Source organism: Microbulbifer rhizosphaerae (genome assembly GCF_014191725.1).
Classification (GTDB): domain Bacteria; phylum Pseudomonadota; class Gammaproteobacteria; order Pseudomonadales; family Cellvibrionaceae; genus Microbulbifer; species Microbulbifer rhizosphaerae.
The window spans coordinates 92,397-107,502 of sequence record NZ_JACHWZ010000009.1 but is presented as its reverse complement, the minus strand read 5'-3'; the positions used below and the strand labels follow the sequence as shown (position 1 = coordinate 107,502).

13 protein-coding genes and 3 tRNA genes are annotated in these 15,106 nt (G+C 61.2%); 10 read left to right on the top strand and 6 right to left on the bottom strand.

Annotation, left to right across the window (positions count from 1 at the left end):
• Positions 1-6: 6 nt before the first annotated feature.
• From msbA to FHS09_RS10810, 9 genes are all read left to right on the top strand, one after another.
• Positions 7-1,830 (top strand): lipid A export permease/ATP-binding protein MsbA, encoded by a 1,824-nt coding sequence (msbA, locus tag FHS09_RS10850; RefSeq protein WP_183459709.1) that lies wholly within the window; start codon positions 7-9, stop codon positions 1,828-1,830.
• A gap of 1 nt (position 1,831) precedes the next feature.
• Positions 1,832-2,860 carry a tetraacyldisaccharide 4'-kinase gene (gene lpxK, locus FHS09_RS10845; protein ID WP_183459708.1) on the top strand — a complete coding sequence of 343 codons (1,029 nt, stop codon included), beginning with the start codon at positions 1,832-1,834 and terminating at the stop codon, positions 2,858-2,860.
• The gene (gene kdsB / locus FHS09_RS10840) at positions 2,853-3,611 is read left to right on the top strand and encodes a 3-deoxy-manno-octulosonate cytidylyltransferase (RefSeq protein ID WP_183459707.1); all 759 of its coding nucleotides are present in this window, start codon (positions 2,853-2,855) and stop codon (positions 3,609-3,611) included. Before lpxK ends, kdsB begins: the two co-directional genes overlap by 8 nt.
• Positions 3,608-4,624 (top strand): UDP-N-acetylmuramate dehydrogenase, encoded by a 1,017-nt coding sequence (gene murB / locus FHS09_RS10835; RefSeq protein ID WP_183459706.1) that lies wholly within the window; start codon positions 3,608-3,610, stop codon positions 4,622-4,624. The genes kdsB and murB overlap by 4 nt, the downstream gene beginning before the upstream one ends.
• 78 nt (positions 4,625-4,702) lie before the next feature.
• Positions 4,703-5,302: an alpha-ketoglutarate-dependent dioxygenase AlkB family protein gene (locus tag FHS09_RS10830; RefSeq protein WP_183459705.1), complete on the top strand. Its 600-nt coding sequence runs from the start codon at positions 4,703-4,705 to the stop codon at positions 5,300-5,302.
• Between the two features lie 216 nt (positions 5,303-5,518).
• Positions 5,519-6,172, top strand: coding sequence for a UvrY/SirA/GacA family response regulator transcription factor (gene uvrY, locus FHS09_RS10825; RefSeq protein WP_183459704.1), 654 nt, complete (start codon positions 5,519-5,521; stop codon positions 6,170-6,172).
• Positions 6,173-6,267: 95 nt separating this feature from the next.
• Entirely contained in the window at positions 6,268-8,082 is a 1,815-nt protein-coding gene (gene uvrC / locus FHS09_RS10820) for an excinuclease ABC subunit UvrC (RefSeq protein WP_183459919.1), read from the top strand.
• 100 nt (positions 8,083-8,182) lie between these two features.
• Positions 8,183-8,752, top strand: a complete 570-nt coding sequence (gene pgsA / locus FHS09_RS10815) for a CDP-diacylglycerol--glycerol-3-phosphate 3-phosphatidyltransferase (RefSeq protein WP_183459702.1) — start codon at positions 8,183-8,185, stop codon at positions 8,750-8,752.
• Between the two features lie 286 nt (positions 8,753-9,038).
• Positions 9,039-9,539, top strand: a complete 501-nt coding sequence (locus tag FHS09_RS10810; RefSeq protein WP_246394863.1) for an acyl-CoA thioesterase — start codon at positions 9,039-9,041, stop codon at positions 9,537-9,539.
• 126 nt (positions 9,540-9,665) lie between these two features.
• On the opposite strand, the gene FHS09_RS10805 is transcribed toward FHS09_RS10810, so the two are convergent.
• The 5 genes from FHS09_RS10805 to tesB form a co-directional block, all read right to left on the bottom strand.
• Positions 9,666-9,752: transfer RNA gene (locus tag FHS09_RS10805), tRNA-Leu, on the bottom strand.
• 98 nt (positions 9,753-9,850) lie between these two features.
• Positions 9,851-9,924: transfer RNA gene (locus tag FHS09_RS10800), tRNA-Cys, on the bottom strand.
• A gap of 834 nt (positions 9,925-10,758) precedes the next feature.
• A complete protein-coding gene (locus FHS09_RS10795; protein ID WP_183459700.1) occupies positions 10,759-11,997 on the bottom strand; it encodes a hypothetical protein in 1,239 nt (412 codons plus the stop codon).
• Positions 11,998-12,140: 143 nt separating this feature from the next.
• Positions 12,141-12,217, bottom strand: a tRNA-Pro gene (locus FHS09_RS10790).
• 67 nt (positions 12,218-12,284) lie between these two features.
• Positions 12,285-13,139, bottom strand: a complete 855-nt coding sequence (gene tesB / locus FHS09_RS10785; protein ID WP_183459698.1) for an acyl-CoA thioesterase II — start codon at positions 13,137-13,139, stop codon at positions 12,285-12,287.
• 99 nt (positions 13,140-13,238) lie between these two features.
• On the opposite strand from tesB, the gene FHS09_RS10780 reads away from it, so the two are divergent.
• Positions 13,239-14,114 (top strand): GntR family transcriptional regulator, encoded by an 876-nt coding sequence (locus tag FHS09_RS10780; RefSeq protein WP_183459696.1) that lies wholly within the window; start codon positions 13,239-13,241, stop codon positions 14,112-14,114.
• 20 nt (positions 14,115-14,134) lie between these two features.
• On the opposite strand, the gene FHS09_RS10775 is transcribed toward FHS09_RS10780, so the two are convergent.
• A complete protein-coding gene (locus FHS09_RS10775) occupies positions 14,135-15,091 on the bottom strand; it encodes a proline racemase family protein (RefSeq protein ID WP_221191939.1) in 957 nt (318 codons plus the stop codon).
• Positions 15,092-15,106 lie beyond the last annotated feature (15 nt).

Sequence of the window (15,106 nt, the reverse complement as noted above, 5' to 3'; positions counted from 1 at the left end):
TATCCTATGGATAAAATCGCTAACCCGGCGGCGCCCGATCGCCGGGGATCGAAAACCTACCGCCGCCTGCTCTCCTACGCTCTGCCTCTCTGGCCGATCTTCACCCTCGCGGTGTTCGGTTTCATGCTGTTTTCCCTGATGAATGTCAGCCTGATCGCAGTGACCGAGCTGTTGCTCGACGCCGTGGGGGCGGGCATCCAGGCGGGCCGGGGTTTTCTCTCCAAATATGTTGCCGGCTATTTTCCCGGCGGGATCATGCCCCAGGAGACTGCGCGCTGGCTGATCCCGACGGCGATGCTGGGAATTATCCTGTTTCGGGCCATCGGCAACTTTATCGGCAGCTATGGTCTGGCCTATGTGGCGCGCTCGGTGATCCACAAACTTCGCACGGAACTTTTCTCCCATATCGGCGAATTGCCCAGCGCCTATTTCGATCGCTATACCGGCGCCTACCTGATTTCCAAGGTGTCCTACAATGTGGAGCAGGTGACCAACTCCATTACCAAGGCGCTGAAAATCCTGATCAGGGAATCCTTCACCACCATTGGCCTGCTCACCTACCTGCTTATGGTGAACTGGAAACTGACTCTGACTTTTTTCCTGTTCGCGCCACTTATTGCCGTGATCGTGCGCACCGTGGGCAAGCGTTTTCGCAAACTGAGCCATCGCATCCAGAACACCATGGGGGATGTGACCCACGTGACCCAGGAAGCGATCGGCGGCTACCAGGTGGTGCGCATGTACGGTGGGCGCGAATATGAAAATGCCCGCTTTGTCGCCGCCAGCGACAACAACCGCCAGCAGTATATGAAGCTGGTGGTGGCGGACAACGGCAGCGTATCGGTAATCCAGGTACTGGTGGGTGTGGCCACCGCTTCCATCGTCTGGCTCGCGCTGGCGCCGGGAATGGTGGAGGCCATGACCGCCGGGGTTTTCGCCTCCTATATCGGCGCCGCGGCTTCGCTAGCCAAGCCAGTGCGCAACCTGTCGGAAGTCTATGCAGATATCCAGAAGGGTGTGGCCGCGGCGGAAAGTATCTTTGAAGTGATCGACGCGCCCAAGGAGCCCCGCGGCGGTACCGCGCACCTGCCGTCGCGGGTGCGCGGCGCGGTGACCTTCGAGCAGCTGGGCTTCCGCTACGACGAAGCCGCCCCTCCGGTGCTGACGGACATCGATTTTTTCGTGGAGCCGGGGCAGACGGTAGCGCTGGTGGGCGCCTCCGGTTCTGGCAAGAGCACCCTGGTCAGCCTGCTGGCACGCTTCTACGAACCGACCAGCGGGCGCATTCTGCTGGACGGCGTGGATATCACCAAAGTGCCCCTGGAGGAACTGCGCCGGCAGATCGGCATGGTGTCGCAGAATATCGTATTGTTTAACGATACCGTGTACCGCAATATCGCCTACGGGGAATTGCAGTCGCGCACGCCGGAAGAAGTGCGGCGGGCCGTGGAGCTGGCTCACGCCAGCGATTTTATCGACGAGCTGCCGGAGGGCCTGCACACGGTGCTCGGGGACAATGCCCAGATGCTCTCCGGCGGCCAGCGCCAGCGCCTGGCCATCGCCCGCGCGCTGCTCAAGGACGCACCGGTCCTGATACTCGATGAGGCTACCTCGGCGCTGGACAATGAGTCAGAGCGCGCGATTCAAATGGCCCTGGCGGAGGTGATGAAAAATCGCACCACTTTTGTGATTGCCCACCGGCTCAGCACTATTGAAAGTGCCGATCGCATTCTGGTGATGGAGCAGGGGGCGATTATCGAGAGCGGTACCCATGCCGAACTGCTCGCACGGGGCGGTCGCTACGCCACTTTACTACAGCAGCAGACCTGAGATGTCATTGGAAGACTGGTTCAACAAACGCTGGTACCCGGAAAGAGAGCGCGCTTCTCTGCTTTCGCTGCTCGCGCCCGTGGAATCCCTCTACCGGTCGATCAGCCGCCGCCGTCGCCGCCTCGCGCTGGAGGACCCGCCGCCGTCACTGCCGGTGCCGGTGATCGTGGTGGGCAATATTACCGCCGGCGGCGCGGGCAAGACTCCGCTGGTTGCGGAGCTGGCGCGCTGGCTCCGGGATCGGGGCATGAACCCGGGAATTGTCAGCCGCGGCTATGGCGGCCGCGCCAAACAGTACCCCTATCAGGTCACCGCCCAGTCCCACCCGCTGGAGTCCGGCGACGAACCGCTGATGCTTCACCTGGTCACCGGCCTGCCGGTAATGGTTTCCCCCGACCGCGCGGAGGCGGCCCGCGCGCTGATCGACTACCACCAGTGCGATGTGATCCTCTCCGACGACGGCCTGCAACACTACAAGCTCTGGCGCAGCCTGGAGATCTGTGTGGTGGACGGCCAGCGGGGCCTGGGCAACGGCCGCCTGCTGCCCAGGGGCCCGTTGAGGGAACCCGCCGAGCGGCTGCGCACGGTGGATCTGGTGGTGTCCAACGGCGAGCCACAGGAGCGGGTGAAGTCCCAGTGTGGCGAATTGCTGGAATTCCACATGAAGCTGGCGCCGTCCAGCTGGCACCAGTTCAACCTGGACCAGACCTCCACCCTGAAATTGACCTCGGGACCGGAGCCGGGGCCCTGCCACGGCGTCGCCGCCATCGGCAATCCGCAACGTTTCTTTCGCGAGCTGCGCCAGCTGGGCTACAAGGTGACGGAGCAGCCCTATGCCGACCACCACCAGTTCAGCGCCCAGGAGCTGCAGTTCGATGGTGTGACGCCGGTGATCATGACTATGAAGGACGCGGTAAAATGCCGGGACTTCTGGCAGAGCCACTGGTGGGCGCTGGAGGTGCGGGGCCAACTGCCGGACCTTTTCTTCCAGAGGGTACACCATCACCTGCAGAGTTTTAGATGTGACTGATTTCGACGTGATTATTCCCGCCCGCTACGGCTCCAGCCGCCTGCCGGGCAAGCCCCTGGCGGATATCGGCGGCCTGCCGATGGTGCAGCACGTCTACCGCCGAGCCCGCGAGAGCGGCGCCGGGCGGGTGATCGTGGCCACCGACGATATGCGCGTGGCGGAAGCGGTGCGCGCCTTCGGTGGAGAGGTGTGCATGACCGCCGACGATTGCGCCTCCGGTACCGATCGCCTGCAGGAGGTGGCCGCCAACCTGGGGCTGGCGGAGGATCGCATCCTGGTCAACGTGCAGGGGGACGAGCCGCTGATACCCCCCGCGGTGATCGACCAGGTGGCCGCCAACCTGGCTGCCAACCCGCAGGCGGGGGTGGCCACCCTGGCGGAGCCGATCCGCACCCTGGAGGACTTTCGCAACCCCAATATCGTCAAGGTGGTGGCCGCCGAGAGCGGCCTCGCCCGCTACTTTTCCCGCGCTCCCATCCCCTGGCCGCGGGACGCTTTCGCCGGCGAATGCCGTGAACTGCCCCGGGGGCTGGAACCTCGCCGGCACATCGGCATCTATGCTTACCGGGTGGTGCTGTTGAACCGCTTCGTGTCCTGGCCGATGGCGCCGCTGGAGCAGTTCGAGGCGCTGGAGCAGTTGCGCTTCCTTTACCATGGCGAGGATATCCACGTGGCGGATGCACAGGAGGAGGTTCCCGGCGGCGTGGATACCGAGCAGGACCTGGAGCGCATGCGCGAGTTGTTGGCGTGATTCAGACCGATATCGATTTACAACCTCTCAATACCCTGGCAATCGCCGCCCGAGCCGCGTACTTCGCGCGGGTGGAAAGCCTCGAGCAGTTGCGGGAGGCATTGGCGTTCGCCCGCGGGAGGAAGCTGCCGATACTCCCCCTCGGGGGCGGCAGCAATATCGTGTTGACCGGCGACTACCCGGGCCTGGTGATCCATATGGAGCTTCACGGCCTGTCCCTGGAGGAGACTCCTGAAGGCGCTCGCGTGAACGCCGCCGCGGGGGAGAACTGGCACCAGTTGGTGATGCATACGGTGGAGCGGGGCCTCGGAGGACTGGAAAACCTGGCCTTGATCCCCGGAAAAATCGGTGCGGCGCCGATCCAGAATATCGGCGCCTACGGCGTCGAACTGCGGGACTCCTTTATCGACCTCCAGGCGGTGCATATCGCCACCGGCGAGCTGCGTGAATTCTCCGCCGCGGACTGCGAGTTCGGTTATCGCGACAGCGTGTTCAAAGGGCGCGCGCGGGATCGGTACATCATTACCCGGGTGCGTCTGGAGCTGTCCTCGGACTGGTGCCCGCGCATCGACTACCCTGCACTGGGGGAGTATTTCGGCCGTCGCGAACAGGGCGGCGGGGCACTGACACCGGAGGAGGTGGCGCGGGCGGTGATCGCGATCCGCAACAGCAAGCTGCCGTCACCGGACGAGATACCCAACGCCGGCAGTTTTTTCAAAAATCCCCTGGTGGACGCGGACCTCTACCACAGCCTAAAGAAGGTCCATCCCGACCTGGTGGCCTTTGCCGCCGGTGAGCGCTGGAAACTGGCCGCCGCCTGGCTGATCGACCGCGCCGGCTGGCGTGGCCGGCGGCGCAATGCGGTGGGAGTGCACGACCGCCAAGCCCTGGTACTGGTAAACCCGGGGCGGGGCGCCGGCGCCGAAGTAACCGCCCTCGCGGCAGAGATAGCGGCGGATGTCCGTGCCAGGTTCGGCGTGGAACTGGAGCCGGAACCCCGCTACTATCCCTGATTCGGCTGTACGGCGCTCCAGTCCTGTCCTCACTTTGGTCAGCTTATGGATGAGAAAACTTTCATACAACAGGCGGGTTTGTTACAGAGCGCGTACGCCGGTACGCAGTGGCTCGATCTGCCTCCCGGCCATGCTCTGCTGATCCCCACCTGGCTGGCGCCGAGCGAGGCCGCCTCGCTGTTGGATCACTGCCTGCAGGATCTGCAGTGGGAACAGCCGATGGTACGGGTCTTCGGCAAGCAGCACCCGATTCCCCGGCGCCACGCCTTTGTCGGCGACAACGGTGTCGTCTATCGCTGGTCCGGCCTGGAGCAGCGACCACAGCCCTGGACCGAGTCCCTGGCCGTCCTGCGGGCTCAGCTGGTCCGCGCCGGCTTTCAGTTCAACAGCCTCCTCGTCAATCACTACCGCAATGGAACGGACGGCATGGGCTGGCATGCCGACAACGAAAAGGAGCTGGGCGAGAACCCGGTGGTGGCCACGGTCAGCCTGGGTCAGGAGCGCAGGCTGAGCTTCAAGCAGCGCGATGGAGCGGGGCGCCTGTCGGTGATTCTGTCCAGTGGTTCGCTGCTGCTGACATCCGGAGCGGTACAAAAACACTGGTTGCACCAGTTGGCAAAAAGCACCCGACCGCTGAAAGAACGGATCAGCCTAACTTTTCGTTATATCAATTCGTAACCCCTTCACACTTATCACTTTTTGGCTGATGGTGAACCACTGGTCTCGCTTTGCACATGGGTATTTGTCTGGTATGTTGCTGGAAGGCTCTGTGGATGGATCTCGGGTGGGGCGGCCGCTCCACTGAGCAAATAACAACAACCTTTTGCCGCGTACACACGGGTGACGTATGAAGCCGTGTGGGGCTGCACTGAAATATCCGTAGTTGGGGCTAATTTGATCAAAGTCTTGGTGGTGGACGATCACGACCTTGTGCGGATGGGAATTTCGCGCATGCTGGGTGACGTCAGTGGTGTACAAGTTGCGGGTGAAGCCAGCAGCGGCGAAGAGGCGCTCGCATTCGTGCGCGAGACCGACGTGGACGTTATTCTGATGGACGTCAAGATGCCCGGTATGGGCGGGCTGGAAGCCACCCGTAAACTCCTTGCCCGACGTCCTCAGGCCAAGGTGATCGCGGTTAGCGCTCTGGACGACGATCTCTTTCCCGGCCGCTTGATGCAGGCTGGCGCCCGCGGTTATGTGACCAAGGGCGCGGACCTGGAGGAGATGATCAAGGCTATCCATACGGTAGTGGCCGGCGATGTCTATATCAGCAGCTCCATGGCGACCAAGATGGCCCTGCGCAATGTCAGCGGCAAGGCGGAGAAGGCCTCGCCCTTCGATGTTCTCTCCGAGCGCGAACTGCAGACGGCGGTAATGATCGTCAACGGTAACAAGGTGGCGGAGATCGCCGATACTCTGTCGATCAGCCCGAAAACCATCAACAGTTACCGCTACCGCATTTTTGAAAAGCTGGGCATACACAGCGACGTGGAGCTGACGTTGCTGGCGGTGAAATATCAGCTTCTGGACCCGGAAGCTGCCTTGTAGAGTTCGATTGTATTGTAGGATGGGCAAAGCGCAGCGTGCCCATCACTCGCTTGCTGATGGGCACGCTGCGCTTTGCCCATCTTACCAGTTCCCAGATGTTTGACAGCAAACGCTTCCTGCAGACTACCACCCGCAAGCCGGGCGTCTACCAGATGTTCGACGCCGAGGGCCGCATTCTCTATGTGGGCAAGGCGAAGAACCTGCGCAACCGCCTGACCAGCTACTTCCGCGCCTCCGGGCTCACTGCCAAGACCATGGCGCTGGTTCAGCGCATTGACAGCATCGAAGTTACGGTTACCCGCAGCGAAACCGAGGCGCTGGTGTTGGAACAGAGCCTGATCAAGTCCCAGCGGCCCACCTACAACGTGATGCTCAAGGACGACAAAGGCTATCCGTATATTTTTGTTTCAGACAAAGACACATTTCCGCGGATCGCCCTGCACCGCGGCGCCAAGCGCAAAAAAGGGCAGTATTTCGGTCCCTTCCCCAACGCCTCCTCGGTGCGCGACAGCCTGAATTTTTTGCAGAAGACTTTTCGTATCCGCTCCTGCGAAGACAGTGTATTCCGCAATCGTTCGCGCCCCTGCCTGCAATATCAGATCCAGCGCTGCACCGCGCCCTGCGTGGACTTTATCGCCGAGGAGGACTACCGGGCGGATGTGCGCCACGCTGAGATGTTTCTCACCGGCAGGAGCGACAAGATAATCCGCGAGCTGGCGGATGAGATGGACCGGGCCTCCCGCGAGCTGGAATTCGAAAAGGCCGCTCGCCTGCGCGACCAGATCTCCGCACTGCGCCGCCTGCACGCGGACCAGGTGGCGGAGCGGTCGAGCGGCGACGTGGACGTGCTGGGCATCGCCAGCCAGGGCGGTTCCAGCTGCGTGCACATACTGTTTATCCGCCAGGGGCGCATTCTTGGCAGTCGCAGTTATTTTCCCGACGAGCGCCTGGGGCTCTCCACCGCGGAACTGCTCTCTGCCTTTATCCCCCAGTTCTACCTGGGTACCCAGCGGGAGGTGCCGCGGCAGATTCTCACCTCCGAGCCCATCGAGGATCTGGAGCCGCTACAGCAGGCCCTCAGCGAACAGAGTGGCCGCGAGGTGGCCATTCTCCACCGCCTGCGGGGCAACCGGGCCACCTGGGTGGACATGGCCCGGCAGGCGGCGGAGCAGAACCTGGGCAGCCGCACCGCGGCGCAACAGAAACTGCAGAGCCGTTTCGAATCCCTGCAGGAGGCCCTGCGCCTGGAACAATTGCCGGAGCGCCTGGAATGTTTCGATATCAGCCATTCCGGCGGCGAGGCCACGGTGGCCTCCTGTGTGGTTTTCGATACGGGTGGTCCGGTAAAGTCCGACTATCGCCGCTTCAATATCGAGAATATCCAGCCGGGGGACGACTACGCGGCCATGGCCCAGGCGCTGAAGCGCCGCTATACCCGCCTGTCCAGCGGCGAGGGCCGGTTTCCCAACATTCTGCTGATCGACGGCGGCAAGGGGCAGGTGCGCCAGGCGGTGGACAGCCTCAACGAGCTGGGCGTAGTGGGCGTGCAGATAGTGGGTGTGGCCAAGGGCACCACCCGCAAGGCGGGTTTCGAAACTCTCTATGTGGTCGCCGGCAACCGGGAACTGGTATTGTCCGCGGACTCGCCGGCGCTGCACCTGATCCAGCAAGTCCGGGACGAGGCGCACCGTTTCGCGATCACCGGCCACCGCCAGCGGCGCGACAAGAAACGTCGCGAATCCCCCCTCGAAGGTATCCCTGGCGTGGGTCCCGCGCGCCGGCGCGCACTGCTGCGCCACTTCGGCGGCCTACAGGAAATCCGTCGCGCCTCGGTGGATGAGATCGCGGGTGTCGAAGGCGTCAGCCGCAAGCTCGCACAGGATATATACTCCGCACTACACAGTGAGTAACTGCGGGCGCTGACAAAATTTAACGCTTCGAACCCCGTCTGGCGTTTCTTTTTGCGAAATGCCTTGGTAAGTTACGCCCACGGAAAATACAGGGACAAGCATGACTCTCGCCAACCAACTGACACTACTCCGCGTCGCATTGATTCCGGTTTTCGTGCTGGTGTTCTATTTGCCGTACAAATGGAGCTACATGGCCTCTGCGATTATTTTTGCGGCGGCCGCGGTAACGGACTGGCTCGACGGCTATCTGGCACGCAAACTGAACCAGAGCACGCCTTTCGGCGCCTTTCTCGATCCGGTGGCGGACAAGCTGATGGTGGCCACCGCCTTGGTGCTGCTGGTGGGCCTGCATCAAAACGCCTGGTTCACCATCGCCGCGGCGGTGATTATCGGACGGGAAATCGCGGTTTCCGGATTGCGCGAGTGGATGGCGGAACTGGGCCAGCGCGCCAGCGTTGCGGTAACCGTCGTCGCCAAGTTCAAGACTACCGCGCAGATGGCGGCGATTATCGTACTGCTCGCCTTTGATGTGCGCGAGTATCCGATAATGGAAACCATTGGGTACGTGTTGCTGTATATCGCTGCGGCACTGACCCTGTGGACCATGGTGGTGTATCTGCGCGCAGCTTGGCCGGTGCTGATGAGCGACGAGAGCAGCGGTAAATCCTGAGTCTTGTAGCTGGGGTGGGGCGGCTATGACTGTCTCACCGGGCACGTTTTAGTTATCGCTACACAAATGTGCCATGGGTTGCGCCACTGCCACTATCTGTTAATCCCACCTTTCTTATAGCCGGTTTTTCGGCTTTCCCTTCCCTATGTTGTCGAAACTATTTCTGGGCGGTTGAGTACAACTTTAAGCGACCACTACATGCAGATCGCGAGCAGAGGTTGGCGAGGCTGGCTCAAGTCCGGCAATGCAGTTAATGTGGGAGTCATCTTCTTTTTAAGGAAATCCTATGATGGAAACCCATGACTACCAGCTCAGTATGAGCGTCCTGATGACTCCCGACATGGCCAACTTTTCCGGCAAGGTTCACGGCGGCGAACTGCTTTCCTATCTCGACAAGGTGGCCTATGCCTGCGCCAGCCGCTACGCCGGGACTTATGTGGTGACTCTGTCGGTGGATAGGGTAATGTTTCGCCAGGCCATCAACGTTGGCGAGCTTGTGACTTTCCTGGCCTCAGTCAACTACACCGGCACCACCTCGATGGAGGTGGGTATCAAAGTGGTGACGGAGGATATCCGTAACAAAATCGTGCGTCATACCAATAGCTGCTATTTCACCATGGTGGCATTGGACGACGAGGGCAGCCCGACCCCGGTACCGCCGCTCGAACCCCGGAGTCTGGAGGAAAAGCAGCGCTTTCAGGCGGCCATACTGCGCCGCAAATTGCTGCGCGACCAGGAGGCCGCTCACGATTCCATCAAGAAGGAAGTGCGTGGTCTGGAAGGGTAGTTGAGCTTGCCAGAATGGGTATGCAAAGAAGCGCTGGATGCGCGAGTCAAAGGAGCGCAGCGACGCGCTCATCTTCCGCGGCCTTGATGGGCACGCTAAGCTTTGCCCGCATTTTAATTAAGGTGTTGGTGCCCGGGGCCGGACTTGAACCGGCACGGCCGTAAGGCCGGGAGATTTTAAGTCTCCTGTGTCTACCGATTCCACCACCCGGGCGGGGAGGTGTGCGAGGGGGTTTTGGTGATGCCCAAAATCTGGATCGGGCCCCTCGCTGGTCGCCGGACTTAACAGGGGCAAGTCGGCGGTGGTGAAAATGGAGGCTAGGGTCGGAATCGAACCGGCGTACACGGAGTTGCAGTCCGCTGCATGACCACTCTGCCACCTAGCCAAAAATAACTCTGTAGAGGATTTGCTCGCCGGTTCGAGTCTCACCGGCCCTCTTTAATTGGCCGCAGGCGCTGGAGTTGCAGTCCGCTGCATGACCACTCTGCCACCTAGCCAAAAATAACTCTGTAGAGGATCTGTTCGCCGGTTCGAGTCTCACCGGCCCTCTTTAATTCGCCGCAGGCGCTGGAGTTGCAGTCCGCTGCATGACCACTCTGCCACCTAGCCAAAAATAACTCTGTAGAGGATCTGTTCGCCGGTTCGAGTCTCACCGGCCCTCTTTAATTCGCCGCAGGCGCTGGAGTTGCAGTCCGCTGCATGACCACTCTGCCACCTAGCCTTGTATCCCGCTCTGAGCAGGAGTGAAAACGCCGCGGATTCTATCCGATCAAGACGAAAAATCCCAGCATTTTCTTATACTTACGTGCGGCTCGGCACGTAAGAAGGCGCTATTCTAGGGACTGGCGGGGATTAGTCAAGCCGGTACTTCCTGTCCAGTGCGGATAAAGGGGGCGCACCTGGGGAGGGTCCAGGAATTCCTCTTCGGAAGCCCCTAGTTACTTGGTGGTTGCTTTTTATACAAGGGAACTGGCTTTTAATAACTTTTGGTACTAGTTGTGTTCAGCCTATTTCCAATCGATCTAAATTTTTGTCTTGCCAGCCTGGAAATTTTTCGGGTCTGTTCGATACTTTCCTTAGCTGGCTAGCACAACCTCCCCCCAAACGTGTTTAGTAATGCCGGCAGGGCATGAATTAGGTATGCCCGCTGTGTTGTAAGGATGAAATCCTCCAAGTTTCACTCCTAATGGTCTTGGCCCTGACGCTCTCCCCCCCATCGTCAGGGCTTTTTTTTGCCTGCCTTTTGTGCCTTCCCCAGTTTTTCCGGGGCCAGGGCCTCTATCTTTGCGCCTGCTGCCTGCTCCGCCAGCTTGGTGAACTGTTCCAGGGAGACCTCGCCGCGCTGTTCCGCCAAGCCCTGTGCCACGTCGTCGAGGCTGGCCTTGTTATCGCTGGCAGCGCGAATTTTCCGGTCCAGTTCACGCATGACGCCCACGGCCCGGGCGGTTATGGGGCCGGAGGAGCGTTTGGCCAACAGTGACGGGGCTTCCTCTCCCCAGTGGGCGAGTTTCTCCATGGCCTCGTCATACCGGCGCTGGCTGATACCCCCAGAGCGCCGCAGGATTTCCAGCGAGTAGTACTCCGCGAGACCCTCCACGATCCAGTCACTCTGCCCGTCGCCGCGGATGCCGGTGGCTACGTGGACCAATTCGTGGATCACGCTGCTGGTGCGATTGCCGCTGATCAGCGGGCGGTCGGCGTGCATGTACAGGGAGCGGGTGCCGGACAGGCCACCGCGCCACATGGGGTCCCCCGCACTGACTACCAGAAGATGGCTCGGAAACTTCGGGAAGACTTTCTTGAGTTCGGGCAGGTTCCAACTGAGGAAGGCGAGGGTATCCTGGCGGTGGATATCTTCGCCCAGTGGGGCGGCCACCATGGTGTCGACGCCGGCGATAATATCCTGGCGACTGCCGATACGGCCGATGATCATCCAGCCTTTGGGGCGGATAAAGCGGCGGCCGGGATCGATCAGTTTGTAGCGGCCATCGTCGTCCTTGTCATAGGGGAGCGCTGAGGACCAGCCCTCTGGCAAGTCCAGTTGCAGCCGGGCTCGGGAGCGCAGGCCGGCGACGGCAGTGGCCGCTATCGACGGAACCAGTTTGTCGCTGCGCAGTATTGCCCAGTCCTCGGTAATGCGGGAGTCGTAGCTGCGCCGGCCCTTTTTCTTGTCGATCTCGAACTGGTAGCTGAGGGTCGCCTTGGGGCCGTCCGGCCGCCATATGGCCCGGTCGTCGGTCAGTTCCAGTGGCTGCTCGCTGCGTACTTCGCGGTAGCGGCCGGATTCCAGGTTCAGCGCCAGCTCCCGCGGCAGTTCATCGCCCTGCAGTTCTATCTGTACCTCCGCCAGGCCGGTGTCCTGGTCTATACCGACGCGATAGAGGAGGTCATAGGTCTTGGCCAGTGTGCTGAGAGGGAGCAGGAGGGTAAGGAGCAGGGTAGAAATTCTGGGAAGCATAGGAACGCCGTAGCCAGTGAACTTGAAACCGTTGGACAGCGCGCAAGGGTAACGGTGCCGCGACAAGGCTTTCAAGTGACTTGAATCCTGAAGGAGCCCGGGTTCTGAAAATTGTGAAATGGATAAAGAAGTAGAAGGGAAAATGGTCGGTGAGAGAGGATTCGAACCTCCGACCCCTTCGTCCCGAACGAAGTGCGCTACCAGGCTGCGCTACTCACCGACTGCAGTGCTTCATCAGCGAAGCGGGCGGCATTATAACAGCCGCACCGCGGCTGTAAACCACTGATTTAAGGGGTTTTGTCGACCTGCCGAATCAGGCCCTCCTGGGCTGTGGAGGCCACCAGGACACCGTCGCGGGTGAAGATCTGCCCGCGGCAGAAGCCCCGCGCACCGCTGGCGGAGGGGCTGTCGGTCACATACAGTAGCCAGTCGTCGGCGCGGAAGTCCCTGTGAAACCACATGGCGTGATCCAGGCTCGCGGGCATCAGGTGCCGGTCGAACAGGGAGATGGGGTGGGGCTGCAGGCTGGTGCCGAGTAGCGCCATATCTGAGGCGTAGCAGAGGGCGCAGCGGTGTTCCACCGGGTCGTCGGACATCTCGCCTTCGGCACGGAGCCAGAACATGCAGCGCGCCTCGCGTACCTCGTCGCCGAAGTAGCTATGCGGGTCCACCGGACGGAAGTCGATCATATAGCGGCGCTGGTCATTCTGCGGTGTGGCCAAGCCGGCTTCTTCCGCCAACTGCTGGGTGTTCTTCAGGGTTTCCGGCTCGGGGACACCGGTGGTGGGCATATGGCTCTGGTGGTCGAAGCCGGGCTCGCGGATCTGGAAGGAGGCGGACATATTAAAAATCGCCCGGCCTTTCTGCCGCGCCACCACTCGCCGGGTGGTAAAGCTGCCGCCGTCACGAATCGGGTCCACGTCGTAGATTACGGGCATTTCGCTGCTGCCCGGGCGCAGGAAATAGGCGTGCAGCGAGTGGGGAAGGCGATCCTGCACGGTGCGGGTGGCGGCCATCAGTGCCTGCCCCAGCACTTGACCACCGAACAGTACCTTGCGGTAGTTTTCCACGTGCTGACGGCTGCGAAACAGATTGTTGTCCAGTTCTTCGACGTCGAGTAGCTTGCTCAGCTTTTCCAACATGGGCGATACTGCCTGTCATCTATTAACGAGAGGGTTCCGATAGTATGGAGTAGGCCATGGGCCTGTTCCGTCGGCGGGATAATAACAACAGTTGGCGCAATGACCATTACCGAATTTATCAAGACCGATGTCAAAGCGGCGCTGCATGCGCGGGGACGGTTGCCTTTCAAACTTACCCTGGGTGCTATGTCCAGCCACTACGGTGTCAGCCTGACGCCGGTGCGCCACGCTGTCGATGAACTGGTTGAGGAGGGGGTGATCCGGCGCAAGGAGAATGGACGGCTGGAGTTGGTGCCGGACGCGCTGAAAGGGCAGGTGGTGGAGGCGCCGCAGTCCGAGTCGCCAGATCAGAAACTGGACGAGCAGATCCGCCAGGATGTGATTGCGCGCAGTCTCCAGCAGGACACCGAATATCTGCGCGAGCAGGCCACAGCGGAAAAGTACGGGGCCGGGCGCACGGTGGTACGGCAGGTTTTCTCCCGCCTGGCCGGTGCGGGGCTGATCGAGCACGTGCCCCGCTGCGGCTGGCGGGTGCGCGCCTTCAGTGAGCAGGACATGCACGACTACCTGGATATCCGCGAAATGCTCGAACTGAGAGCACTGGACCTGGCCCGGGATAAGTTCGATGAAGACGAACTGCACCAACTGCTCAAGGCCAACCGGCCGGGGCAGGGCAAAGACCGCTCGCTACTGGATTTCGATCTGCACGATTGCTGGATAGAGCGTTGCGGCAACCGCTATATCCGCGAGTTTTTTGCCCGCTACAGTCCTTTTTACAATGCCCTGTTCAACTATGCGGTCATCGATGAAGAGGTGAAGCGGGAAATGGCCCGGGAGCATTGCGAGATTATCGAGTGCCTGCTGGAGCGGGATTGGAAGGGCGCACGCCAGGCGTTGTCTCACCATATTCGCGAGCAGCGGAGTGCGGTTTCGCGAATGATCGATTATCTGAACAGCAGGAAGAAGGCTTCTTGATGTAGGAGGCAATTTCCAGGTTAGACGGGGATACCGTGGATAAACGGGTCCTCCGGTTCCAGCACCAGCCTGGCCTCGGCGCTGATATAGGCACTGCCGGTGATCGTCGGAATCAGCTGCCCGCTTTGCAGGCGCACCCGCCCCTCGAAAACGCTGCCGATAATGCTCTCCTGGCGCCACACTTCGCCCTCTTTTAGCAAGCCATCGGCATGGAGGCAGGCGAGTTTTGCACTGGTACCGGTGCCGCAGGGAGAGCGGTCGTAGGCCTTGCCGGGGCAGAGCACGAAGTTGCGGCTGTCCGCCAGCGCGGTATCCGACGGCGGGCCGAAGAGTTCGATATGATCGATCTCGCCGCCGTTACCGCCGCGGATTCCGCTCTGCTCCAGCGCCTGGCGAATGCGCCAGCAGTAGTCGGTCAGCCGGTCGGTATTGTCCGCCTGCAAAATCTGGCCGTGCCCGGAGACCAGGAAAAACCAGTTGCCGCCCCAGGCGATATCCCCGCGAACTTCACCGATCCCGTCCACCTCCACCGGCACCGCTTTGCGGTAGCGGTAGCTGGGCACATTGTCGATGCTCACCCGATTGTTGTTATGCAGGGTGAAGGAAACCCGACCCACCGGGGTTTCCAGGCGGTGTTCGCCGGGACCGATCAAGCCGCGGCGCGCCAGGGTCACCGCCAGCCCAATGGTACCGTGGCCGCACATGCCCAGGTAGCCGACGTTGTTGAAGAAGATCACCCCGGCCACGCAGTCCCTGTCCACCGGTTCGCAGAGCAGGGCACCGACCCAGACATCGGAGCCCCGGGGCTCGCGCACGGCGGCGGCGCGCAGGTGCTCGTATCGGTCTCGAAAGCGTTGCAGCCTTTCCATCATGGAACCGCTGCCCAGGTCCGGGCCGCCGGAGACGATTACCCGGGTGGGTTCGCCGCCGGTGTGGGAGTCGATAACCTCGATACTGTGCACTGTGAATTTCTCCAACTGATATTTTTTACT

Excerpts from the sequence above, each read along its gene's own strand:
- uvrC (WP_183459919.1), top strand. The coding sequence starts at position 6,268 with ATGTTTGACAGCAAACGCTTCCTGCAGACTACCACCCGCAAGCCGGGC.
- msbA (WP_183459709.1), top strand. The coding sequence starts at position 7 with ATGGATAAAATCGCTAACCCGGCGGCGCCCGATCGCCGGGGATCGAAA.
- FHS09_RS10780 (WP_183459696.1), top strand. The coding sequence starts at position 13,239 with ATGACCATTACCGAATTTATCAAGACCGATGTCAAAGCGGCGCTGCAT.
- pgsA (WP_183459702.1), top strand. The coding sequence starts at position 8,183 with ATGACTCTCGCCAACCAACTGACACTACTCCGCGTCGCATTGATTCCG.
- FHS09_RS10810 (WP_246394863.1), top strand. The coding sequence starts at position 9,039 with ATGATGGAAACCCATGACTACCAGCTCAGTATGAGCGTCCTGATGACT.
- tesB (WP_183459698.1), bottom strand. The coding sequence starts at position 13,139 with ATGTTGGAAAAGCTGAGCAAGCTACTCGACGTCGAAGAACTGGACAAC.
- lpxK (WP_183459708.1), top strand. The coding sequence starts at position 1,832 with ATGTCATTGGAAGACTGGTTCAACAAACGCTGGTACCCGGAAAGAGAG.
- FHS09_RS10795 (WP_183459700.1), bottom strand. The coding sequence starts at position 11,997 with ATGCTTCCCAGAATTTCTACCCTGCTCCTTACCCTCCTGCTCCCTCTC.